This is a genomic window from Flavonifractor sp. An10, assembly GCF_002161215.1.
GTDB classification, from domain to species: domain Bacteria; phylum Bacillota; class Clostridia; order Oscillospirales; family Oscillospiraceae; genus Flavonifractor; species Flavonifractor avistercoris.
In genome coordinates, this window is sequence record NZ_NFMB01000003.1 from 362,732 (window position 1) to 386,113 (window position 23,382).

At 61.5% G+C, this 23,382-nt stretch carries 25 protein-coding genes; 19 read left to right on the forward strand and 6 right to left on the reverse strand.

Features of this window, described 5'->3' with window-relative positions; genetic code table 11:
* Positions 1-114: 114 nt before the first annotated feature.
* The 4 genes from B5E42_RS07005 to B5E42_RS07020 are packed head-to-tail and all read right to left on the reverse strand — an operon-like array spanning position 115 to position 4,814.
* Positions 115-915 carry a cyclase family protein gene (locus B5E42_RS07005; protein ID WP_087238031.1) on the reverse strand — a complete coding sequence of 267 codons (801 nt, stop codon included), beginning with the start codon at positions 913-915 and terminating at the stop codon, positions 115-117.
* Positions 916-969: 54 nt separating this feature from the next.
* Positions 970-2,394: a DUF1116 domain-containing protein gene (locus B5E42_RS07010; RefSeq protein ID WP_087238033.1), complete on the reverse strand. Its 1,425-nt coding sequence runs from the start codon at positions 2,392-2,394 to the stop codon at positions 970-972.
* A gap of 19 nt (positions 2,395-2,413) precedes the next feature.
* The gene (gene fdrA, locus B5E42_RS07015) at positions 2,414-3,970 is read right to left on the reverse strand and encodes an acyl-CoA synthetase FdrA (protein ID WP_242967050.1); all 1,557 of its coding nucleotides are present in this window, start codon (positions 3,968-3,970) and stop codon (positions 2,414-2,416) included.
* On the reverse strand, positions 3,957-4,814 hold the full coding sequence (locus B5E42_RS07020) for a DUF2877 domain-containing protein (RefSeq protein WP_087238035.1): 858 nt from the start codon (positions 4,812-4,814) through the stop codon (positions 3,957-3,959). The genes fdrA and B5E42_RS07020 overlap by 14 nt, the downstream gene beginning before the upstream one ends.
* A 225-nt stretch (positions 4,815-5,039) precedes the next feature.
* Here B5E42_RS07020 and B5E42_RS07025 point away from each other — a divergent pair, with 225 nt between their 5' ends.
* The gene (locus tag B5E42_RS07025) at positions 5,040-5,663 is read left to right on the forward strand and encodes a PucR family transcriptional regulator ligand-binding domain-containing protein (protein ID WP_162613923.1); all 624 of its coding nucleotides are present in this window, start codon (positions 5,040-5,042) and stop codon (positions 5,661-5,663) included.
* A gap of 46 nt (positions 5,664-5,709) precedes the next feature.
* On the forward strand, positions 5,710-6,669 hold the full coding sequence (locus B5E42_RS07030) for a helix-turn-helix domain-containing protein (RefSeq protein ID WP_162613924.1): 960 nt from the start codon (positions 5,710-5,712) through the stop codon (positions 6,667-6,669).
* A gap of 57 nt (positions 6,670-6,726) precedes the next feature.
* Here the strand turns inward: B5E42_RS07030 and B5E42_RS07035 are convergent, their stop codons facing one another.
* Entirely contained in the window at positions 6,727-7,245 is a 519-nt protein-coding gene (locus tag B5E42_RS07035) for a nitroreductase (RefSeq protein WP_087238042.1), read from the reverse strand.
* 25 nt (positions 7,246-7,270) lie between these two features.
* A complete protein-coding gene (locus B5E42_RS07040) occupies positions 7,271-7,927 on the reverse strand; it encodes an HAD family hydrolase (protein ID WP_087238044.1) in 657 nt (218 codons plus the stop codon).
* A gap of 205 nt (positions 7,928-8,132) precedes the next feature.
* On the opposite strand from B5E42_RS07040, the gene B5E42_RS07045 reads away from it, so the two are divergent.
* From B5E42_RS07045 to B5E42_RS07115, 17 genes are all read left to right on the forward strand, one after another.
* Positions 8,133-8,582, forward strand: coding sequence for a HutP family protein (locus tag B5E42_RS07045; RefSeq protein WP_087238047.1), 450 nt, complete (start codon positions 8,133-8,135; stop codon positions 8,580-8,582).
* Positions 8,583-8,771: 189 nt separating this feature from the next.
* Entirely contained in the window at positions 8,772-8,906 is a 135-nt protein-coding gene (locus B5E42_RS19840; protein WP_255396994.1) for a hypothetical protein, read from the forward strand.
* Between the two features lie 2 nt (positions 8,907-8,908).
* Complete coding sequence (gene madB / locus B5E42_RS07050) at positions 8,909-10,117, forward strand: Na+-transporting malonate decarboxylase, carboxybiotin decarboxylase subunit (RefSeq protein WP_087238049.1); 1,209 nt, start codon at positions 8,909-8,911, stop codon at positions 10,115-10,117.
* A gap of 32 nt (positions 10,118-10,149) precedes the next feature.
* Positions 10,150-11,820: a malonate decarboxylase subunit alpha gene (gene mdcA, locus B5E42_RS07055; protein WP_087238051.1), complete on the forward strand. Its 1,671-nt coding sequence runs from the start codon at positions 10,150-10,152 to the stop codon at positions 11,818-11,820.
* A 13-nt stretch (positions 11,821-11,833) separates the two neighbouring features.
* The gene (mdcC, locus tag B5E42_RS07060; RefSeq protein ID WP_087238053.1) at positions 11,834-12,160 is read left to right on the forward strand and encodes a malonate decarboxylase acyl carrier protein; all 327 of its coding nucleotides are present in this window, start codon (positions 11,834-11,836) and stop codon (positions 12,158-12,160) included.
* The gene (locus tag B5E42_RS07065) at positions 12,157-13,119 is read left to right on the forward strand and encodes a biotin-independent malonate decarboxylase subunit beta (RefSeq protein WP_087238055.1); all 963 of its coding nucleotides are present in this window, start codon (positions 12,157-12,159) and stop codon (positions 13,117-13,119) included. Before mdcC ends, B5E42_RS07065 begins: the two co-directional genes overlap by 4 nt.
* 1 nt (position 13,120) lies before the next feature.
* A complete protein-coding gene (gene mdcE, locus B5E42_RS07070) occupies positions 13,121-13,996 on the forward strand; it encodes a biotin-independent malonate decarboxylase subunit gamma (RefSeq protein WP_087238057.1) in 876 nt (291 codons plus the stop codon).
* 1 nt (position 13,997) lies between these two features.
* Entirely contained in the window at positions 13,998-15,071 is a 1,074-nt protein-coding gene (locus tag B5E42_RS07075) for a hypothetical protein (RefSeq protein WP_087238059.1), read from the forward strand.
* Positions 15,065-15,760 (forward strand): malonate decarboxylase holo-[acyl-carrier-protein] synthase, encoded by a 696-nt coding sequence (mdcG, locus tag B5E42_RS07080; protein ID WP_087238061.1) that lies wholly within the window; start codon positions 15,065-15,067, stop codon positions 15,758-15,760. The genes B5E42_RS07075 and mdcG overlap by 7 nt, the downstream gene beginning before the upstream one ends.
* Positions 15,761-15,771: 11 nt before the next feature.
* Positions 15,772-15,981, forward strand: coding sequence for a biotin/lipoyl-containing protein (locus tag B5E42_RS07085; RefSeq protein ID WP_087238063.1), 210 nt, complete (start codon positions 15,772-15,774; stop codon positions 15,979-15,981).
* A 75-nt stretch (positions 15,982-16,056) separates the two neighbouring features.
* Positions 16,057-16,920, forward strand: coding sequence for a triphosphoribosyl-dephospho-CoA synthase (locus tag B5E42_RS07090; RefSeq protein ID WP_087238065.1), 864 nt, complete (start codon positions 16,057-16,059; stop codon positions 16,918-16,920).
* Between the two features lie 439 nt (positions 16,921-17,359).
* Positions 17,360-17,824: a hypothetical protein gene (locus B5E42_RS07095; RefSeq protein WP_087238067.1), complete on the forward strand. Its 465-nt coding sequence runs from the start codon at positions 17,360-17,362 to the stop codon at positions 17,822-17,824.
* Positions 17,825-18,383: 559 nt separating this feature from the next.
* The gene (locus tag B5E42_RS19315; RefSeq protein ID WP_204244389.1) at positions 18,384-18,527 is read left to right on the forward strand and encodes a hypothetical protein; all 144 of its coding nucleotides are present in this window, start codon (positions 18,384-18,386) and stop codon (positions 18,525-18,527) included.
* Between the two features lie 73 nt (positions 18,528-18,600).
* The gene (locus B5E42_RS07100) at positions 18,601-20,205 is read left to right on the forward strand and encodes a recombinase family protein (RefSeq protein WP_087238069.1); all 1,605 of its coding nucleotides are present in this window, start codon (positions 18,601-18,603) and stop codon (positions 20,203-20,205) included.
* The gene (locus B5E42_RS07105; protein ID WP_087238071.1) at positions 20,205-20,957 is read left to right on the forward strand and encodes a recombinase family protein; all 753 of its coding nucleotides are present in this window, start codon (positions 20,205-20,207) and stop codon (positions 20,955-20,957) included. Before B5E42_RS07100 ends, B5E42_RS07105 begins: the two co-directional genes overlap by 1 nt.
* A complete protein-coding gene (locus tag B5E42_RS07110) occupies positions 20,954-22,600 on the forward strand; it encodes a recombinase family protein (RefSeq protein ID WP_087238073.1) in 1,647 nt (548 codons plus the stop codon). Before B5E42_RS07105 ends, B5E42_RS07110 begins: the two co-directional genes overlap by 4 nt.
* A complete protein-coding gene (locus B5E42_RS07115) occupies positions 22,597-23,346 on the forward strand; it encodes a metallophosphoesterase (RefSeq protein ID WP_087238076.1) in 750 nt (249 codons plus the stop codon). Before B5E42_RS07110 ends, B5E42_RS07115 begins: the two co-directional genes overlap by 4 nt.
* Positions 23,347-23,382 lie beyond the last annotated feature (36 nt).

Consider the following 23,382-nt stretch of genomic DNA (forward strand, 5'->3'; position numbering starts at 1 on the left):
ATGCAGAAAGCCCAGGGAACAGCGTTATGAAACTGTCGCCCTGGGCTTTCCTCATGCGGGGTTTGGGTATGGTATTCTGGAGGTTCGGGTATTACAGTCTATCCGGATTCCGGCTTACACGTCGTCGAACCCGTCAAAGGCCACAATGCGGCTGATGCAGCTCTCACCCTCCACCAGGCGCCAGGGGAAGCAGCCGATGACCACGCGCTTGTTGGACAGCTGGTCGATATCGCCGCCCATGCACTCGGCGTGGATGGCCTCGTAGGGCTTGCAGAACAGCTCGATGTGCATGGCCTGGTAGTGCTCCGGCCAGGGATAGACCTCGTTGAGGGTCTTGCCGTAGCGCTCCTGGAAGATCTTGTCGCACTTGGCGGCCTCCATGGGCTCCCAGTCGCGGATCTTGGTGTTCATGGGGTGGTCGGCGGAGCCGCAGTCCACACCGATCCACTTGATCTTCTTGTCGCGCACCCACTGGATAAAGTCCAGGGAGGGGCCGGGGTGGCGGAGCATGTAGCGGCGCTCGTCGGCGGTGGGGGAGTCCCAGCCGTAGATGTGGTAGCCGGTGTTGATGATCAGGATGTCGCCCTCCTTGACCTCCACCCGCTTCTCGATGTCCTCGGCGGTGTAGATGCCGAAGTCCTCCATCTGATCCCGCAGATCCACCACCACGCCGGGGGCACAGAGCTTGGTCAGCTCCAGGGAGGCGATGTCGCGGCCGGCGGTGTCGAAGTGCAGGGGGCCGTCCAGGTGAGTGCCCACGTGGTTGGAGTGAGTGATCAGCTGGCCGTTGGCGCCGTTGGGGGCCAGGCGCTTGAAGAACTTCATCTGCAGGGGCTCATAGGTGGGCCAGGGGGGCGTGTTGATGCCCAGGGGGATGGTGAGATCGTACATTTTGATGTCAGACCACTTGCTCATAAGAATACCTCCATTTGTTTTAAGCGGTTTGGTTTGTGAATGAGTGGAATATGCTCAACCCCAGGCCTCGGCGCAGGCGGCGATGGCCTTGGTGAAGCAGCCCTCGGGGGGATTGACCAGACCGGCGCCGATCTGTCCCACGCCGTAGTCCTTGTGGGCGATGCCGGTGTTGATGATGGGACGGATGCCGGTCTCGATAACCTTCATAATGTCGATGCCGGTGGCGCTGCCCCGGAAGTCCAGGACGGGGATCTTGTAGGCATTGCCCTCGCCCACGGTGATCTCATACATCTGGGAGGAGTAGTTGATGGCGTCCTGCACCTGCCCGCCCACGAACTGAACGATGGCGGGGGAGGCGGCCATACAGAAGCCGCCGATGCCGGTAGTCTCGGTGATGCAGCTATCGCCCACGTCCCGGTTGGCATCCTTCTCGGTGAAGCCGGGGAAGTAGAGGCCGCGGATGAACTCCGAGGGGGCGGTGAACCACTGATCCTTGCCCAGGCCGGCGATGCGGATGCCGAACTCCGTGCCGTTGCGGCACATGGTGGCCACCACGGTGCTGTAGGGAATGTCGAAGATGGCGTCCATGGTGCTCTTGCAGGCGGGCATGGTCAGGTTGAGGAACACGTGATCGTTGTCGTTGAGGAACTTGAAGGCGGCCATCTGCTGTTCCTTGGGGAAGTGGGTGTTGTAGATGTCCTGGGCGATCTCCCGCAGGAGCAGGGACGTGCCGGCCTTGTTCCGATTGTGGCCCTCGTCGCCCATCTGGAGAGCCTGCGCGATCATGACCTTCAGGTCGATCTCGCCGTGGAGCTCCAGGGCCTCCTTCAGCACGGGGTAATACACCTCCCGCATCCGGTGCAGGCGGTCAAACACCTCTTGGTCACAGGCGCCGAAGCGGAGCACCTTGCCCAGGCCCTCGTTCATGGTGCAGTAGGCGTCAATGCCGAAGGTCTTGTTCACCACGTGCCACACGGGCATGGAGTAGGTGACGATGCCGGCCATGGGGCCCACCGCGTTGTGGTGGTGGCAGGGGGAGAAGGTGATCTTCCCGCTGGCGGCCAGCTCCTCCGCCTCCTTCAGATCCTTGGCCAGTCCCTCGTAGATCAGGCCGCCCATTACAGCGCCCCGGACGGGGCCGCACATGTTCTCCCAGGTCACCGGCGGGCCGGCGTGGAGAATGGTGGTGGGGGTCATGCCGGGGATGGCCTCGCCGGCGGTGGACATGCCCACCAGCACGGGCTGGGCGGACAGGATGCGGGACAGGGCCTCCTGGTTGGCCGCCTGGATCTTCTCATACAGCTCCGGCTGCTTCAGCTTGCGCAGGTAGCCGGCAATCTTCTTGTCGCCGCCGGCGATGGGCTTCCAGTCCACGTGGACGGCGGGCTTGTCCTGCTTGACCAGATCCTGATAGAAGGACTCGATGCCGAAGTTGACTACGTTCAATTTTTGTTCAAACAGCTCGTTAACCTTGCTCATTTCCAAACCTCCTGACGGATTACAGTCTGCGCAGGATCAGCTGCGCGAAGCGGGTGGCCTGGGCGTTGGTGGGCAGGACGATGGCCCCGGCGTCCGCCAGCTTCATCTGGGTGGCGGAACGGCTCTGGGGGTCGCCCTCGGTGCCGCAGACGGAGGCTACCACAGCCAGATGGCGGCCGTTCTTGGAGGCCTCGGCCTTGGCCGCCCGGATGGCGTCAGCCAGGTCGGCGGCGGGATCCTCGTGGGAGCCGTAGCCGATCACGCAGTCCACCAGGATTACGGCCGCCTCGGGGTCGGACGCCTCCTGCACCACCCGCTCGGCGCGGAGGGAGGGGTCGATCATGGGGTGGGGGCGGCCCACGGTGAAGGCGTCGTCGCCGAAATCCAGGAAGGTGTGGCGGACGGACGGAGCGGTGCGGGCGTTCTCCAGGTTGTCCTCCGGGTTCAGGGGGATGTTGGACTGGATGTGGCCCAGCTCGCCGATGAGCAGCTTCATGGCCTCGTCGCAGAGCGTGCCGCCGGTATAGAGGCCGCGGATGTACTTCTGGGTGGGGGCCATCTTGGCCGCCTCGGCGGCCGCCATCTGCTCGGCCTGCTGGACGCCCATGGAGAAGGTGTCGAAGGTCTCCGGCGTCTCGCCCTTGGAGAGGGCCACCGCCTTGTGGGCACAGTCCTCCAGGGAGCAGGCCGCCACAAGGCCCCGCTTCTCAATCTCGGTGGGGTCGCCGCCGATGAAGCAGACCACCACAGGCTTGCCTCCGGCGGCCGCCTGATCCAGGATCTGGGCCGCAATTTCAGGTGCGGGGGGCTTGGAGACCATGGCGATGACCTTGGTCTTGGGGTCGTTGATGAGCGCGTCCAGGCAGAGCTTCATCATGATGCCGCCGATTTCACGGCGCAGATCCCGGCCGCCGGTACCCAGCAGCTGGGAGATGCCGCCGCCAAGCTGGTCGATGATGCAGGACACCTCCTGGGCGCCGGTGCCGGAGGCGCACACCATGCCGATGTCGCCGCTCTTGACCACGTTGGCGAAGGCCAGGGGGACATGGTTGATGATGGCGGTGCCACAGTCGGGGCCCATCATCAGCAGCTCCTTGGCCGCGGCGTTCTCCTTGAGCTCCTTCTCCTCCTCGATGGTCACGTTGTCGCTGAACAGCATCACATTGATGTTGTGGTCCAGGCAGTTCTGCGCCACACCGGCGGCGTGACGGCCGGGCACGGAGATGATGGCCATGTTCAGATCGGGGTTGACCTTCAGCGCGCCCTCCAGCGTAGGCGGGAAGTAGTCGCTCTTGCCCTTGGACGCCTTCTTGCTGAGCAGCTCATCCACCTTGGCCACAGCGGCTGCAAAGGCCTCGTCGCTGTCGCAGTCGGCGGCCACAAAGAAGTCGTTGGCGGTGACCTCTTCAAAGCCGGGGGCCGCCAGGTGCAGATTCTTTACCAGCTCCTGGTTCAGGTCGGTACCCATGCCCACCAGCGCCTCGTTGACCCCGTCCACAGTCTTGACCTCCTTGGAGATGATCATCAGGGTCACCGAGTCGTAGTACGTGTTCTTGCGAACCTCAAGTTTCTTCAAGTCGTTTCCCTCCAGTTGAATTGGTGTCCAGAAGTCCAAAATAGAAGCCTGTCAGAAAATCACATCCAGAGCTGCTCCCGAAGCTGGCCACCCGCTCCATCGCGGTTAACCGTTCCGCCTCCCCGCCGCCGCGGCAGAGGCAGCGCTTCAACGCCAGGATGTCCTCGGAAAAATATCCCTTCCCCGCCCAGCGGAGCAGGTTCGCGCTGATGTCGTTGGTGGCCGCCGCCGCCGTCTCCGCCAGGAGCGCGGCCGTCCCGTCCCTCCGGAAAGCCGGCGGGAGGGCGGCCAGATAGCCGCACAGCCAGTCGTCCGAGGAGGGGGTCAATCCGGGGCCGCAGCCGGCGATGCGCCGAACCGCGTAGCAGGCGGAACCGGCCTCGCCAGACCAAACCGCCCTCCGGAAGGCCAGAAGCCGGTGGGACAGGAACTCGGCCCAGGGGTTGTCCGCCTCCTGAAAAGCCAGACAGACAAGCCCGGTGCCCCGGCGCCCGGAGAGAAAATTCAGAATGAACGACTCACTCCCCGGCGGAGGAAGGGCCTCGCCGGGCCGCAGTTCCATCCTCTGCGCCTGCTGAAACGAGATCAGCTTGGCGCCGTCCGCGAAAATGCCGTCCCGCCCGATGGTCAGAGAATACGCACCCAGCCTGGAGAAATCCATCGCCCGCTCCAGCACCGCCGAGCCCGGCTGCAGCCCCTTTCCGGGGGAAAGCAGCGTGAGCATCCCGGCGCCGGCAGACAGGTTGGCGGCGTGCTGAAAGGCGGAGTGGAGTGATGCAGGGCCCGGCTCCTGATCCAGGGAGCTCCACAGCGACGCGCAGATTTTTATCGCTCTGACCGGCATTCCCTCTCCTCCTTTCCCATCGCTCCGGTGTGGTTCCGACAGTCAAAAATCCGGCGGCAGTCCCGCCGCGCATCACCTCCGGTTGTGGTTATTTCCAGTTTCGTTTTCCTTTGCTTTGTTACAATCCACATTATAAAAGTCGCCATACGGCGCTTCTATATTGACATTTTACAAATGCGATTTTATAATTTTGTCAGAATTTTTCCGGCACAGGAGATGGGTATCATGACAGAGATTGAGGAAATTTCATACTTTCCGGAGGTGTCCGAGGTCATCAGCCTTCCAGTGTTCCACGGCGCCAGGCTGCTGGGCGGAGGCGCGGGCCTGAACCGGACTGTGGAGGGCATCAACCTGAGCGATACCCCGGAGTATTACAAATGGCTCAGCAAGGGGGAGCTGATGGCCACCACCTGCTATGCCATCCACGACGATCCGGAGGCGGTGCGGGCCTTTCTCCCCAATCTGGCGAAAAAGGGGATCTCCGCCGTCTGTATCAAGCCGGCCCAGTACCTCAAGGAAATCCCGTCCTTCATGGTGGAGCAAGCCGACGCCTATGGCCTGCCTTTGCTGGAGCTGCCCGCCTCGGTACAGCTCTCCGAGCTGACCAAGGGCGTCTCCGACGAGTTGCTGCGCCGGCAGACCGCTCTGCTGCGCAGCACCCTCCAGGTCAATGAGATGCTCACCCGCACCATCATCGAGGGGGCGGGTCTTTCGGACATCGCCCGGATGATCTCCGAGCTGGCCGGAACCTCTGTTTTGATCCTGGACAACATCAACCATCGCAAAGCACTTTGTGTCGCCAAGGGCGACCAAAGTACACTACACAGGGGGGGTAAACACACAAGATAATATCATTAAAGCTATCATTGCTAACTCTCGAGTGCATGAGCTTGAGGTGGGTGGTTATTCATTTGGCTACTTATATCTTTATGGCTTTGACCACAGCACCTACCTCCAGAACGACATTTTGCACCAGATCCTCCAGACCATCCCCCTGGAGATCTCCCGGGAGCGTTCCGTGCAGGAGCGCAGTGACGACGGCTTTATCGCCTATCTGCGGCACATCTTCTCCGACCCGATCACCGACGAGGGCTCCGAGCGCCTGCGGGCCGCGGAATACGGCCTGAACCTGGAGTACAGCCACATGCTGCTCCAGCTGGAGGTGGTGGAGCAGGACGCCTCCGGCGGCCACTATGCGGTGGAGTTCCAGCGCACCCTGCTGACCAGCAACCTGCTCTCCATGCTCACCAACCTGGCCCTCTCTCCCCGGCTGCTCCCCCTGGTGGACGGCTTCCTGGTGATGATGAGCGCCCCGGCCAACAGTGTGGATCTCAACCACCTCTCCGCCCGCTTCCCGGAGTATCTCCGCTCCCTGACACGGGAATATCCGGCCCTGCGCCTCACCGGCGGCTGCGGCAGGCCCCACACCGGCCTGGATGGCCTGATCCTCAGCCGTCGGGAGGCGGAGATCGCCCTGCGGGCCGCCGCCGGCCGGGACGGCGTCCTGCTGCGCTTTGAGGATCTGGGCGTGCTGCGCCTGATCTACGCCAAGGATACCGAGACGGAGATCGACCACTTTGTCCGGGAGAAGCTGGGGGAGCTGGTGGACGCCTCCCACCCCCGCAACGCCGAACTGATGAGGACTCTGTCCTCCTATTTCGACAACTTCGGCAACGTCAAGCGGATGAGCGAGGAGCTGTTTACCCACTACAACACCGTGGCCTACCGGCTGAAGAACGTGCAGGAGCTCACCGGGGCCGATTTCCGCAAGGCCACGGACCGCTTCGAGGTGGAGCTGGCCCTCTACCTGTATGACTTCCAGAAGCGGCAGCGGGAGGAATTGGACGGCAAATAAGTATAAACAGGGCGGGGCCCTTCCATTTTGGAAGGGCCCCACCCTGTTTGCGCTATTTTACAGCTTGACGATATAGTTCTGCTTCCTGGGGGCCGCCTCAACTGGCTCCTGGGCGGCATAGCCCAGCGCCACGGCGCCCACGCCCCGCAGCGTCTCCGGGAGTCCCCACTCCCGTAGCAGTGCTTTCCCCTTCTCATTGTCAAACATCTCCCGCTCCCGGTGGACCCACACGGTGGCCAGCCCCATGGCGTGGGCGGCCAGCATCAGGTTTTCCAGAACGCAGGTGCCGTCCTCCACGAAGGTGTTCCCCTCGGCCAGAACCAGCACCACCACCGGCGCGCCGTAGTAGGGGTCGGAATCCCCTCCCATGATCTCCGCATTCATGGCGGAGAGCGCGCTCCGCAGCTTAGAATCCCGCACCGCGATGATTACCGGCGACTGCCGTCCGCCGCCGGTGGGGGCATAGGTGCCCGCCTCCAGCACCTTGTCCAGTACGTCCTCCGGCACGGCGTCGGGCCGGTAGGAGCGGCAACTGCGGCGAGTTTTGATCAGGGTCAGCATTTCCTCGTGGTTCATAGTTAAATTCCTCCTGTTTCGTATTTCAATATATAGATAAAAGTATCTGCTCCAGCTCCGCCACGGAGTGGGCGATGGCCGGGGCTCCGGCGGAGAGAAGCTCCTCCTCGCTTCCATAGCCAAAGGTGACACCGACAGCGTCGATGCCGGCCTGCCGCGCCCCCTCTACGTCGTGCCGGCGGTCTCCCACCAGGACGGCCCTTCCGTCGGCGGGCAGCGGGCACTGAGAGAGGGCGTAGGCGGCTACCTCGTGCTTTTTGCTGCGGCTGCCGTCCAGCTCGCTGCCGGCGATCACCTGGAAATTGCCGTCCAGCCCATAATGGTGCAAGATCTGGCGGGCAAACACCTCCGGTTTGGAGGTAGCCACAGCCAGAACCTTCCCCGCCCCCCTCAGGTGGGCCAACAGCTCCGGAATTCCGTCGTAGACCCGGTTTTCCAGCATGCCCTTCTCCCGATAATATTCTCGGTAGTGCTCCACCGCTTCGGCGGCCTGGCCGGCGGAAAACCCGCAGAACTCCCGGAAGCCCTCCGCCAGAGGCGGGCCGATAAAGCGGTTCAGCTCCGCCGTGCTCATCTGGATCCCATAATAGCGCAGGGCGTGGGCCACGGAATTCCGGATTCCCTCCCCAGGGTCCGTCAGGGTGCCGTCCAAGTCAAACAGAATCGGATTGTATGATTTCACAGATTACCTCCCAAGCAGAGATCTCCGGCGGCCCTTCCTTGGATGCCCGCACCAGATCTACTTTTACATACAGGATTGTAGCACCAGCGGGGCGGAAAGTGTCCCTAAAAAGCCGGATTGGATTTTGTGGAGATTTGTGATTGTTTTGCCCTCACCATTCGACTATCGTAATAAGCGTCCAAGACAGCAGCGGGAGGTGAGGCACATGCCGGAGGACATCTTTACGGACGAGGCGTTGCCCCTCAGCCAGAACGGGGTGGGCTTCAATGCTCTGCGCCTGGCTATGACACGGACGCTGGCGGAGGAGGAGGAGTTAAAGCGGCGCTATGCGCAGGCAGGGCTCCGATTTGTGGTGACTGAGGTGGGCGGCAATACTAAGCGGGACTTTCAGGAGAAGGTCAGCCGGGCGGTATTCGGCGCCGCGCTGAACGCAGGGGTCATTGAAAAGGAGCCCCACGAGGTCCACGCCCTGATCCACGCCGCGGAGGAGGCCAAGCACGGCACCATTGTGAACACCTCCTCCGAGTCCAATCTGGCGGTGAAGATCGCCATCGTCCGGGAGCCCCACTGGCTCGCCGTGGCCATGTTCGGTGAGTCGGCAATCCACCCCATCACCAGCCACCAGAGGTGTGGCCTGGGCGTGATGAATGTTTAAAAAGGGCATATGTCCTTTTTAATAGAGAGAAAGAGAGTGATTCTGGAATCAACACGCAGGAGACGCGGCGCTTCATGAGCAGACATTTTAGGATGAGAGAGACAGACGGAGTTTTCCGAATAGAGGCCGCGTGCTCTTTTCCGGCGGAGACAGCTTCCGCCAAAGCAGAATGGAGGTAAGAGATCAATCATGAGTCCCATCACCTATTCCCTGTTTGCATACGGGCTGACCGCAGTGATCTCGTATGTAGTCATCGCCATCATTGTGGCCATCAACGCGTTTATGAGCCGATCCCATAAGGGCTCCGGCAGAAAGGAGGCGTGAGCATGGAACTGCTGACGACCCTCTTCCCTGGTATCGGAAGTATGCTGGCCCAGGAGCCGGCCATCGCCGCCGCGCGGCTGGTTTTGATTGTCATAGGCTTTATCCTGGCCTATATGGGCTTCACCCGTAAGCTGGAACCCCTGATCATGGTTCCCATGGGGCTGGGTATGATCTGTGTCAATGCAGGCGTACTCTTCCTCAGTGACGGCTCGATCGGCACCCTGCTGCTGGATCCCCTGGTCAGCGATCCCACGGAGCTGATGAACATCCTGCAGGTCAACTGCTTCCAGCCCATCTATAACTTCATGTTCTCCAACGGCCTGATCGCCTGCCTGGTGTTTATGGGCATCGGTGCGCAGAGTGAGATCAGCTTCCTGCTGGCCAAGCCTTGGACCAGCATCACCATCGCCCTGTTTGCCGAGCTGGGCACCTTTGTCACCCTGGCGGTAGGCATCCTAGGCTTCGGGCTGGAGCCGGGCCAGGCCGCCGCCGTGGCTACTATCGGAGGGGCCGACGGCCCCATGGTGCTGTTCACCTCCCTGATCCAGGCACCGGAGCTGTTTGTCCCCATCTCCATCATCGCATACCTGTACCTGAGCCTTACTTACGGCGGCTATCCCTATCTGATCCGTCTAATGGTGCCGAAAAAGTACCGCGGCATTGACGTGGAGGTCTATCCCCCCGAGGTGCCCCAAAAGACCAAGTTCATCTTCTGCGTGGTGGTCTGCGGCGTGCTCTGCCTGCTGCTGCCCATGGCCGCTCCCCTGATCCTCTCCTTCTTCATCGGCGTAGCCGTAAAGGAGGCGGAGATCCTCCCCTTCCAGGAGCTTCTGGAAAAGGGCATCCTGTACTTCTCCACCTTCTTCCTGGGTCTCACCCTGGGCATCCTCTGCGAGGCGTCCACCCTTTTGAACACCGCCGTCATCAAGATCCTGATCCTGGGCATCCTGGCCCTGGCCATCTCCGGCGTGGGCGGCCTGCTGGGCGGCTGGGTGATGTACCTGGTCAAAAAGAAGCAGTTCAACCCGGTCATCGGCATTGCCGGCGTATCCTGCGTGCCCACCACCGCCAAGCTGGCCCAGCACGCGGCGGCGGATGAGAACCCCTTCGCCGTGATCCTGCCTGTGGCGATGGGTGCCAACATCTGCGGCGTCATCACCAGCGCTATTGCGGCAGGCGTGTTCGTCACCACCATCTCCATGATCGGCTGACCGGCCGAAGCGCAAAGAGAGGAGTCATTGCCATGCAAGAGACACAGCAGCGTCAATGGGATACTCTGCGGCAGGATACCGCCCGGAGGCTGGCAGCCGCCGAGGAGGCAGTGGGGGCCGGCAAGCTGGTGAAGGCCAAGGACACCGTCAAGCTGTTGGAGGCCGTCATCCACCCCGGTGATAAGATCAATCTGGAGGGCAACAATCAGAAGCAGGCCGACTTTTTGGCCGAGCGGCTGTGCCGTGTGAATCCCGAGAAGATCCACGGCCTGCACTTGGTACAGTCCGCCATCGCCCTGGACAGCCACACCAAGCTGTTTGAAAAGGGTATCGCGGAGAAGATCGACTTCTCCTACTCTGGCGCCCAGGCCGGCAAGCTGGCCCAGGCTGTGCAGGAGGGCAAGGTGAAGCTGGGAGACATCCACACCTATCTGGAGCTCTTCGGCCGGTATTTCATCGATCTGATCCCCCGGGTTGCCCTGGTGGCCGCCTACCAGGCGGACAAGGACGGCAATCTTTACACCGGCTCCAACACCGAGGATACCCCCGTAGTGGTGGAGGCCACCAAGTTCAAACAGGGCATTGTGATTGCCCAGGTCAACGAGGTGGTGGACCGTCTCCCCCGGGTTGACATCCCCGGCGACTGGGTGGACTTTGTCATTCAGTCCCCCCGCCCCTTCTACCTGGAGCCCCTGTTTACCCGCGACCCCGCCCTGATCACCGATGCCCAGGTGCTCCGTGCCATGATGGCCATTAAGGGCATCTATGCCGAGTACGGTGTCCAGACGGTAAACCACGGGATCGGCTTCGATACGGCAGCCATCGAGCTTCTGTTGCCTACCTACGGCGAGCAGCTGGGCCTGAAGGGGAAAATCTGCACCTCCTTCGCTCTTAACCCCCACCCCACCCTGATCCCCGCCATCGAGAGCGGCTGGGTAAAGAACATCCACTGCTTTGGCGGAGAGTTGGGCATGGAGGAGTATGTCAAGGCACGGCCCGATGTGTTTTTTGTGGGGCCGGACGGCACGCCCCGCTCCAACCGCACCTATGCCCAGATCGCCGGCCACTACGCCGTGGATCTGTTCATCGGAGGCACCCTGCAGATTGATGAGGACGGCAACAGCTCTACCGCCACGGCTACTCGTATTGCTGGATTTGGCGGAGCGCCTAATATGGGCTGTGATCCCCACGGACGCCGGCACGCCAGCCAGGCATGGCTCAAGTGCGGCGCAGAGTCCGGCACAGCGGAGGCCGCTCTGGGCGGCATGCCCCGGGGCAAGCGTCTGGTGGTCCAGCTCCAGGAGACCTTCCGGGAAAAGATGGCCCCTGGGTTTGTGGAGCGGCTGGATGCCTGGGAGCTGAAGGAGAAGGCCGGTCTGGCCCTGCCTCCGGTCATGATCTACGGCGACGATCTGACCCATATTGTGACCGAGGAGGGAATTGCCTATCTGCACAAGTGCAGAAGCCTGGAGGAGCGGCGCGCAGCCATCCGCGCGGTGGCCGGCTATACCGCGGTAGGCCTCAAGGCCAACCCCAAGGAGACCCGGGAGCTCCGGGCCAGCGGGATTGTCAAGACCCCGCAGGATCTGGGCATTGACCCGGCCAAGGCCAACCGGAGCCTTCTGGCGGCCAAGAACGTCCGGGATCTGGTAAAGTGGTCTGGCGGCCTGTACCAGCCCCCCGGCAAATTCAAAAACTGGTAAGGAGGTCTGCAGGATGGCACTGCAACATCTGGAATTTTCCTACCCGGGTATCCCCGGCGCGTCCATTCCCGACCAGTGGTTCCACAGCGGTGTGGTGGGCTCCGGCGATATGGAGGTCCTTCTGACCCGCAAAGAACAACAGGGGAAAGTCACTGTCAAAGTCTGCACTCCGGTGCGTGGCTTTGAGCAGGTGTGGGACAAGGTGCTGGAGCGTTTTGTTCTGGAGAGCGGCTGCGGGGACCTGGAGCTGGAGATCAACGACAACAACGCCACCCCGTTTGTAGTGGGCCTCCGTCTGCGGCAGGCCCTCCAGGATGCGAGAGGAGGGGAGCTGGCGTGAACTATCAGGAGGGACAGAACCACAGCTTTCTGGAGGCAACCGCCAGAGAGCGGGCTAACCTGCTGGTGGATGAGGGGAGCTTTACAGAGCTCCTGGGTCCCCAGGATCGTATGACCAGTCCTCACCTGCCCGCATTGGGCGAGGCGGTCAGCTTTGACGACGGCGTGGTCACCGGCGTGGGCCGGATTGGAACCCGCCCCGTCTTCCTCATCTCCCAGGAGGGTCGGTTTATCGGCGGCGCCGTGGGCGAGGTGCACGGTGCCAAAATGGCCGGTATCTTCCGCCTGGCCTTGGAAGCCTACGAGGCGGCCGCCAAAGCGCATCCTGACAACTTGGATCTATATCGCCCCGCAGTGGTGATCTCCTTCGAAACTGGGGGCGTGCGCCTCCATGAGGCCAACGCTGGCCTGCTGGCCCACGCAGAGGTCATGGATCTGATCCAGGACACCAAGGGCAAGCTGCCGGTGATCTCCCTCATCGGCAGCAAGGTGGGCTGCTTCGGCGGTATGGGCTTTGTGGCCGCCGCTACGGACGCCATTATCATGAGCCCCCAGGGACGTCTGGGGCTGACCGGCCCGGAGGTGATCGAACAGGAGATGGGCAAGGAGGAATTTGACGCCTCTGACAAGTCCCTGATCTCCCGCACCACTGGCGGCAAGCACAAGTACATCATGCGGGACTGCAACATCCTGGTGGAGGACAAGGTGGCGGATTTCCGGCGGGCCCTGTGCGAGCTGCTGGCCCAGCCCTACGAAAAGGTGTGCGCCTGCCGCCGCATCGGCTCCTATGAGCTGGTGAAGGAGCAGATGGATCTAGTTGCCCTGGCCGCGGAGCTGAACCCCGGCGATGCTAAGGACGTGTGGCGCTACTACGGCAACGAGCATCCGGAGCAGCTGCCCGAACTGGAGACAGCGGAGTTCCTGCGCGTGGTACACCGCCGCCCAAAGGAGGTGCGTTGACATGGAATCAATGATCGGCCGCGGCCGGGATGCCATCTCCATGATTGTGGATCCCGACAGTTTTACGGAAAACCGGGTGGGCGAGGCCCAGGTGCCGGAGGGCTACGGCCCCGGCGCCGTGGTGGGCACCGCCAGCCTCAACGGCAGACCCGTCACCATCCTGGCCAATGACGCCCAGGCCGTCAACCCCCGTTTCCCGGTGGTCTATTTCGGCGTCATCGGTATGGAGGAAGCCTATAAGATGGCCTCCGCCGTCTACGAATCCATCCTGGCCGACCGGGACAAGCCCGTGGGAGAAAAGCGGCCCCTGCTGCTGATTGTGGACACCCCGGGCAACGGCCCCGGCAAGGTGGAGGAGATCTTCGGCATGAACAAGGCCACCGGCGCCTATCAGCTTGCCCTGGCGGAGGCGCGGAAGGCGGGCCATGCGGTGATCGCCATGGTCATCGGCCGGGCCATCAGCGGCGCGTTCCTGTGCCACGGCCTTCAGGCGGATCACATCCTGGCCTTGCCCAAGGAGTGCGGCACCATGATCCATGTGATGCCCCTGACCAGCATCTCCCGCATCACCAAAATGGACATCGAGCGGCTGGAGGAGCTCTCCCAGGAGAGCCCGGTGTTCGCCGCCGGCGTGGATTTCTTCTACCGCCTGGGCGGCGTGGAGGAGATCGTCCCCGCCCCGGAGGGCATGCGGGACGCCCTGGCCCGGCATGTGGAGCTGGTGGAGGCCCTGAAGCGCGAGGGGCACTATGAGCAGACCGGCCCCTGGAGCCGGGGCGCTCTGGGCGCGGAGCGGGGCGGGCGGACAACCCGGCCGGAGGTGCTCCGCCGGATGGCGGAGGAGTTTGCCGCGGTATCCTCCTCCTATCTCGCCTGACATGGGTGCCGGAGCGGAGCTGCGCCGGGCCCTGCTGGAGTTCGGCACGGGCCCGCTCCTGGCCGAGATGCCCCGCCGCACCCTGGCGGACAAGGGGATCGCCGGCCCCACGGCGGCCCATGTGATTGAGGAGCTCCACACCCCGCTGAACCTGGCCTATACGACCTTTACCACAGGCACCACCGCATTCCAGACCCCTGTGGGCGTCACCTGGCAGGAGCTTCCTGACCGCGCGGCGGCCGGTGTCCGGGCCCTGGAGCGGTGCGGCGTCCCCCGGGGCGCGGAGCTTCTGGTGACCTACCCGCCGCTGGTCAATGTATTCAGCCGGCAGGCCCTGGAGGAGTATGGCTCGAAGGCCCGCTTCATCCTGCGCCCCTCCAGGGACGCGCTGCTGGCCGAGCTGTGCAGCGGTGCCCGCTTTGTGGTGGGGGAATCCTCCTTCCTGCGGGCAGCTCTGCAGGACGCACACCGGCTGGGCCTGTCCCGCGAGCTGCCGGAGAACCTGGTGCTCATCGCCGCCGGCACCCCGCTGGATCCGGAGCTGGCTGATGAGGCCGCTAGGCTACCCGGCGCGCAGGTTCACGATCTGTATGGCTGTCAGGAGTTCGGCTGGCTGGTGTTGGACGGTGCCCCCCTGCGGACAGATATCACTCTGTGCCGGGATCCGGGGGATGCGGGCAGGCACCATCTTCTGGTGGGCGGACTCCCCACGGGAGACTGTTTCCGGCTCGGAGCACACCCGCTGAACCCGGAGGGTGCCATCTGTACCAATACCAAGGTTCGCTCCCCTCTGGAGCTGGAAACCACCCTGTTGGCAGGGAATGTCTCCAGCCGGGATACGGCGCTCCGCACCGCTCGCACCATCCTGCGCATCAAGTCCCGTATCATCCGGGTATCCCCAGATTATGTCTGTGGGGCGGAGCAGACGCGGTTGACGGTGGGGCCTCCGGGCGGCCCACCCCTGCTGGAGCTGGAGGGCCCGGAGGCTACCCGCATGCTGGACACGCTGGTACAGGCCCAGCGGCAGTACCAGAGACAGGCCAAGACCGATCCGGTCTGGAGGAAGAAATGCTGACAGAAATTCCGCGCCGCCATACGCTGCTCCGCCTCTCCAGAGCCGGGGAGGAGTCCCTCTGGCTCCGCAGAGAGACCGTCTACCCCGATCCCGCCGCCTGGGAGGCGGTTTGGGAGCGATTCCGCGGCATCCCTGTGATCACCCGGCGGCGGGCCGCCCCCGGGGAACTGATTCCTGTGGGGGTATCTCTCCCCATCCGGCGGGACGGCGGGCGATGGCGCATGGCCTCACAGGTGCCTTTGGACGGGGTAACGAAGGCCGTTTCCGCCGTACAGGCGGCGGAAATGTGCGCCGAAGGCTCTTTGCCCTTCAGCGGCCTGGTGACGCAGCTGCTCCGTCAGGTGCCTCGGTATGGGGCTGCGGCGGGCTTGTTCGGCTCCGCCGCCCTGGAGGCGGTTACAGGTCTGCCCTACTGCCACGCCGGTTCCGATCTGGACGTACTGCTCCTGCCCCAAGAGGACGCGGATCTCCCAGCTCTGGGAGGTCTGCTACGCCGGCTGGAGGAAAAATGGAGCCTGCGCATAGACGCGGAGGTGGCCCTGGGCAGCGGGCGATATGGAAAACTGGCGGAGCTGCTGTCCGGCTCCGGCACCATCCTGGTCAAAGGCGGTTCAGCCCCTGTATTGTGTTCCACCCGCGCTGTCCTGGCAGGCCTGGGCAGCGGCGGTAAATCAATTCTGAAAAAGTGAGGTTATCAGTTATGGAAATCAAAGCGCGTGTTCCCGGTATGATCGTGGATGTGAAGGTCAATGAGGGCGACCATGTGGAGGTCAAGGACGTCCTGATGGTCATGGAGGCCATGAAGATGGAACAGCCCATCCCCTGCCCTGTGTCCGGCGAGGTTGTGGAGCTGCGTGTGGAAAAGGGCGACCGGGTCCGCAGCGGCGACGTACTGGCTGTCGTCGAGTAAATCTGATCACCGCAGGCTGGGCCGCACCGCGCATCATTCGCCGGTGCGGCCCTTTTAGATAGGAGGTAGTTGGCCATGACCGCAAATGCGCAATCCGCGGTTCTGGAACAGGAGGCGGCCTTTGCGGCGCGGCAGGCCACCCGCAGCCTGCTCTATGAGGTGAGTGTATCCCCCAAGCCGGGCCTGGTGGATCGCTTTGACAGCGGAGCCCATGCTGATATGGATTTTTTCACCTATTTGGACAGTTCGGCAGCCTTAACCGAATATTTCCGCATAGCCTATCTGGAAGGCGCTGCCTCCTCCTGCCTTACTCCACCGGAGCTATTTCCTCGTCTGAGACGGCTAGGTGTCCAGGCAGAGCAACAGATGTACACTGCTACTGGGGGTGTAAACACCCACAAAGGGATTATTTTTACCCTGGGGCTGTTTTGCGGCGGGCTGGGCTGGCTTTTCGGACGCGGTGAGTCTGCGGATGAGATGGGATTGCTGCATCTGTGCAGTCAAATCGTGACATCGGAATTTGAACGTGAACTAAAAATGCTGCCACGCACATCGATGCGAAGCGGTGGAGAGCGTTTTTATGCTGCTACCGGTCACTCCGGCATCCGTGGCGAGGCGGCCGCCGGGTACCCCAGCATTGCTTACTGTGGACTTCCTGCCCTTCGTAGCGCTCTGCAGCAAGGATATTCCATCAACGATGCCGGTATCATTGCTCTGCTGGAACTGCTGTGTTGCGTCCACGATTCCAATCTCTTTGTACGCTGTGGGGAGAAGAAACAGCACGAATTGGCTCAGGCAGCCAGAGAAATCTTGGATGCGGAACAACTAGATCTTGGGCGGGTAGCACGGCTGAACCAGCGGTGTGTCCGCGACTGGGCCAGTCCCGGAGGCTGCGCAGACCTGCTTGCCGCAACGTTTTTTTGCATTTTTATTTTATGAAGCCTGAGAAAATTGGAGAGAGTATTTCATCCGAGAAAGGCAGTTTGGAAAGTTGAATCTCTTTTACGGAACTGTTTTTCAACAAGCCGGAATCGTCCACGCTGTATTGCCTGCCCAGGTACCACAGCGTGGATTTTTTATAGCCACCTTCCTTGTATACTCACATTCATGAGAGGAAAGGGAATATCATAATATACCTGGGTTCACTGTGGCATTAAGAAGTGCCTGCGCCTACCGGCGCACCGCACCGCCTTTACCTATGCAGCAAAAAGAACCTGGATCTGCTGCAGACTTCTTAATGCCGCAAATCAGGCCGACGGCTTTGTGCGTTGGCTCAAACCCGATGGTCTTTGTTTTCCCTATTGGCACACGGTAGGGTGCCGCGGTCCTCCGTTTCTGAATTTTGGACTTCCAAATTCAGAAGAACGGAGGAAACAGCATGGGCTTTAACTATGCAAGGGAACGCAGGAAGTTCGAAGCAGAATGGAGAAAGCTCCGTCAGGAATACGAACAGGCAGGAATGGATCCGAGCTCAATAGAGGAAATATATCTCTTTGATCTGGCTGAATTTTGCTCCCGCAGGAGATTCGAGACACGGACACAGCCTCTGCCTGATATGTATGAAGCAGCTGAAGGAGCAAGTCAATCTTTTTTGCTGAGAAAGCAAAAAAGATTTTCCACAGGATTTGATGAGGCTGACTTTTTAGGGGAAGATTCATGGCTGGAAACAATAGAGGATCCTACCCTCTGGAAACGCTTGAATCAGCTGAATCATAGGGATCTGGAGCTGCTGAAATACCTCGTTTTGGAAGGACATACTCAGAAAGAGCTTGCACAGAAGTGGCACTGTTCACAGAGGCTCATATCTAAGCGGCTCAAAAAAATTAAAAAATTTTTGAAATAAGGTTCTAAAAATTGACCTCTCGCTGCCTATAGCAGTGAGAGGCCAATTTTTCAGCCTTTCTGGTATATTGAAAAGTGAATATCCGGCAGCGGGATACGTCCGCTGACGAGAGGCCCTCCGGGAAGGGGGCCAAAGCGACGCTGGAGGATGCGCCAAGACCACCTGTGCGGGAGACCGCATCAAAGACGGCCAAGGAAGGTGCAGAGCGGTACCCATCCGTCCACAAAGCAGCCTGTGGCGGGCTGTTTCGCATTGCGGCTGGTTTTGAACCAGTCCGACCCTCGTCAGCAATCCAGTAATGATACTCCTGTCCAGCCACAGCCCCGGGTGATACCGGGACCAAGCAATGGGGGCAGCTCGGAGAGATCCTCGGAGGGGTGAGATTCCCGTGATGTGTGCCAACACAGTCCGTCTGCTGCCGCCCTGCCGCCTGGGGGAGTAGTGTCGAATACAGGCGTGGAACGATTGCATTTTAGAAATTCAAAATTTCAGAAGATAGGGAGTGGAGGCCGCTCCCTGCCCATTTGGGAGCGGCCTCCGCCTGAAACGAGGGTTGGTTATGAACCAGAATATCAACTACATCGGGATGGTGAACCTCCTCCGCCGCCTCCAGAGCACCGGCCTTGTCAGCCGGAAGGAGGCCAGGAGGATCGCCGCCCGGCTCCGGGCAGAAACCGGGGCAGACGTCATATTTTATCCCTGATTTTTGTTGTGTTTGGATATGGATATTTTGCGGAAGTGCTGGTATTGTGTGTTGCTGAAAAGGAGACGATTCCGTGGACGAGCAGAAGAAAACCAGCGGTTCCCTGGCGCTGAGCGGAGCGCCCCAGGTGATCACCATCCCGCCCAGTGACCCGGTCAGAGCCCGGAAGCTGCGGGTGGCGGCCTATGCTCGGGTGAGCTCCAGCTCAGAAGACCAGCTCAACTCCTTCGCGGCCCAGAATGCCTACTACACAGAGCTCATCACTGCCAACCCGGAGTGGGAGTTCGTGGATGTGTATGCGGACAAAGGCATCACCGGCACCTCGGCGGAAAAACGGGAGGATTTCCAGCGCCTGCTGGCGGACTGCCGCCGGGGCCGGGTGGACAAGATCCTGGTGAAGTCCTCCTCCCGGTTCGCCCGGAACGCCAAAGAGTGCCTGGAGGTCATCCGGGAGCTGAAGGCCCTGGGGGTGGGGGTGTGCTTCGAGGAGCAGGGCATCGACACCTCAGAGCTGGCCGGTGAGTTTCTGACCGCCATCTTCGCCATGATGGACCAGAAGGAGAGCGAAAATATCTCGGACAATATCCGCTGGAGCATCCAAAAACGGATGGCAGGCGGTACATTCGTCCCCTCTTCCCTTCCCTTCGGCTACAAAAAGGATGAAGAAGGCGGAATCACCATAGACCCTGGGCGGGCAGAGTATGTACGGGGAATCTTCTCGGATTTCCTGAAGGGATACAACACGCAGGAAATCGCCGACCGCATGAAAAAGTGCCAGAGCGTTGACCCTGCGCTGAGTCCCTATCAGTGGACAGTCAAGGCGGTTGCCCGTATTTTGAAGAACGAAAAATACACAGGGAACTCCCTTTGGCAGAAGTCGTTCCGGACGCAAACGCTCCCCCGCCGCTCACTGACCAACAGAGGAGAGTTCAATCAATACTATGCGCTGAACACACACCCCGCAATTATCGACCAGGCCGTATTTGACAAAGTGCAGAGCCTCCTGCGAGAGCGGAAGCAGCACTATTTCAGCAAGGTAAAATGCGGTACCCCCATAAGCGGGATGTTGAGGTGCGGCCACTGCGGCACTCTCTTCCGGAAACAGGTGAATAGCGGGATTACTTACTTTATCTGCCGCACCCACACTGTGGATCTGGATGCATGCCCCATCGGCCCCGTTCCAGAGCGTACCATATATGAAGCCTTCCTCCGGCTGTACCACAAGCTCCGGCACCAGGGGATGCCCATTCTCACCCAACTGCTTACAGATCTCCAGGCGGCCCGGAAGGGCAAGCTGCTCTGGAGCTTGGACATCGTGGCACTCAACCAGAAAATTGCAGACATCACCCGTCAGGATCGGCTCTTGGCCCAGCTCAGGCAGCAAGGGCTTGTCGACCCTGATATTTTTATATCACGCAAAAACGAGCTGGCGGAACAGCTCCGCTCCGCGAAGCTGGAGAAGGAACGGTTCCTGGAGGCCGAGGAGGATCAGACAATCCAGCAGACCCAGGAGCTGATAGAAGCCCTGGAGGCCGGGCCGGCCTTCCTGGACACCTTCGATGGGGAGCTGTTCCGCGAGCTCGTGGACAAGATCATCGTGGAGAGCAATGACCGCCTGCGGTTCCGGCTGATCAATGGCCTGGAGCTGACAGAACCCATAGAACGGACGGTGAGATAATGGGGAGCAACCGGAAGCGGCCCTTCGGCTACCGGATGGAGCTGGGAGAGGTGGTGTTCCACCCGGCAGAGGCGGAGACAGTGCGTTGGATCTATGACAGCTACCTGGCCGGGGCCAGCTACAACGCCCTGGTGGACAAGCTCCGGGAGCGGGGCATCCCCTACGACGAGGGCAGGCCCTGGAACAAGAACATGGCCGCCCGTATCCTGGCAGACCGCCGGTACACCGGCGATGGTGGATTTCCGTCCATCATCCCGGAGGGCCAGTTCGGCATGGTTCAAGCCCGAAGGCAGGAAAAAGTCTCCCCTCGCAAAAAGACGCCAGCCCAGAAGGAACTGCGGAAGCTGTGCGGCGGCAGCCCGCCGGCCTGGGTGGAACGGCAGATGTCGGGCCTCCTGAACCGCCTGATCCGGCACCCGGAGCTCATCACCTGCCCCGTGTTGGAGGAGGAGCCCCCGCCAGAGGCAAAGAAGCTGCGCCGGGAGCTGGACGAACTCCTGCACCGCCCGCCGGTGGACGAAGCCCAAGCCAAAAGGCTGGCCCTCCAGCTTGCAGCCCTCCAGCTAAACGACATCGGGCCGGAGGAGTATGAAACTCTACGCCTCCAGAGGCTGTTTCAGGGGCGGACTCCCATGGAGGAACTGGAGCAGGTGCTGCTCCACGATAGCGTCCGCCGCATCACCGTCAGCAACGGGGCAATCACTGTCCTGCTGAAAAATAATCAGACCTTGGAAGGAGGAAATGGTACATGAACGATACCGCGCCTCAAGTGATTGTGATCCCAGCCAAAGCAGAGACGCCCCAGGAACAGGAGAAGAAGCGCCACCTGCGGGTGGCCGCCTACTGCCGGGTGTCCACAGACAGCGAGGAACAGCTGTCCAGCTATGAGAACCAGCTGGCCTACTACACGGAGAAGATCATGAAGGAACCGGGCTGGACCATGGCCGGGGTGTTCGCGGACGAGGGCATCACCGGCACCTCCACCTGCAAGCGCAAGGAGTTCCTTCGGATGATCCGCCAGTGCAGGCAGGGGAAAATCGACATGATTCTGGCAAAGTCGGTCTCCCGCTTCGCCCGCAATACCGTGGACACCCTCAACTTCACCCGGGAGCTGCGAGGCTTGGGAATTCCGGTGATCTTTGAGGAGCAGAACATCAACTCCATCTACCCGGAGAGCGAGTTCCTCATCACCCTCCACGGGGCATTTGCCCAGGCGGAGAGTGAGAGCACCAGCAGCCGGGTGCGCTGGGGCAAGCGCCAGGCCATGAAGTCCGGCCACGCCGCCATGCACTACGAGCGGCTGCTGGGCTATGAGAAGGGGCCGGACGGCAGGCCCAGGATTGTTCCGGAGCAGGCGGAGACAGTCCGCTTTATATATGACCGCTATCTGGCCGGAGACAGTATCCGGGAGATCAAGGCGGCCCTGGAAGAGAGGAAAGTCCCCACAGTCTCCGGGAAAGAGGTGTGGATGGGCTCCCATATCCGGAGCATCCTGACCAACGAGAAATACTGCGGGGACGTCCTGCTCCAGAAGACCTTCATCGCCGACTGCATCAGCAAGAAGGTCATTCCCAACACCGGGCAGCTCCCCAAATACCTGATTCAGAACCACCACGAGGGCATCGTCAGCCGGGAGGCGTTCGATGCCGTCCAGCTGGAGATGGCCCGGCGGAACGCCAAAGCGGGCGCCACGAGAAAGAGCACCCCCACTGGCCGGGGCAAGTACAGCGGCAAGCATGTACTTAGCAACCTGCTATTCTGCGGGGAATGCGGCACCGCCTACCGGCGGTGCGTGTGGACCCAGCACGGGGTCAAGCGGCCTGTATGGCGGTGCGTCAGCCGGCTGGACTACGGGAAGAAGTTCTGCACCCAGTCCCCCACCCTGGACGAGGAACCGCTTCAGCAGGCCGTCCTGGCCGCCGTCAACACCGCCATGGCCGACCACGACACCCTGGCCCGGCAGCTCACCGCCGCCATGGAGCGGGAGCTAGCCCCCATCCCCGGGGAGAGCATGAGTCTGGCGGACATGGATCGGGCTCTGGAGGAACTGAGCACCCAGTTTAATGCCCTGCTGGCCGAGGCGTCTGCCAACCCTGGGGCGGACTACACGGAGCAGTTCCGGGAGCTGTCTGAGTCCACCGCCCAGCTCAGGGAGAGAAAAGCCGGGCTGGAGGGTGCCTGCCAGGAACAGGGCCGGGTACAGAAGCGTCTGTTGGCGGTGTCGGCCGCCATGGAACATATGACGGCGGCGCTGACAGAGTGGGATGAGGAGGTCATCCATCAACTGCTGGAGAAAGTAACGGTGCTCTCCCGGGAGAAGATCCGGGTGACCTTCCGGGACGGCAGGGAAATCGAGCAATACGTGGCACAGCCAAAAAGGAGGAAGCTGGCGTGAAGCTCTATGCGACGGGCGACACCCACGGGAATTTTGAGCGGTTCCGCCCGGAAACCTTCCCGGAGGGCCGGGAACTCACCAAGGAGGATGTGGTGCTCCAGCTGGGAGACTTCGGCGGAGTGTGGTTTGGGGATGAACGGGATGACGAGGCCCTGGATTGGCTGGAGGGATTGCCCTTCACCGTGGCCTTCCTCTCGGGAAACCATGAAAACTATGACGCCTTGGCCCAATACCCGGTGGAGACCTGGCACGGCGGCAGGGTACAGTCCATCCGGCCCCACGTGCTCCACCTGATGCGGGGACAGGTCTATGAACTGGCTGGGTTCACCTTCTTCACCATGGGCGGCGCGGCCTCCCACGACATTGAAGACGGCATCCTCAGCCTGGATGACCCCAACTTTGAGCGGAAATACCTGACATTGAAGCGAAAGGAACGGGCCCGGTTCCGCATCGACCACCTGTCCTGGTGGAAGGAGGAACTGCCCTCAGAGGAGGAGTACGCGGAGGCCAGGAGAAACCTGGACGCCCATGGCTGGGCGGTGGACTATATCCTCACCCACTGCGCCCCCACCAGCATCGCCCTCCGGCTCTCGCGGCACAACGTGGCGGACCGCCTGACGGACTTCCTCCAGGAGGTCAAAGACCGGGTCCAGTACCACTACTGGCTGTTCGGCCACTACCACGGCAACAGAGCTGTTGACACCAAGCACATCCTCCTGTGGGAGCAGATCGTGCAGGTCCCATGACGTAGACCGCAAAGGAAAGGGCAGCCCGCCACCTTT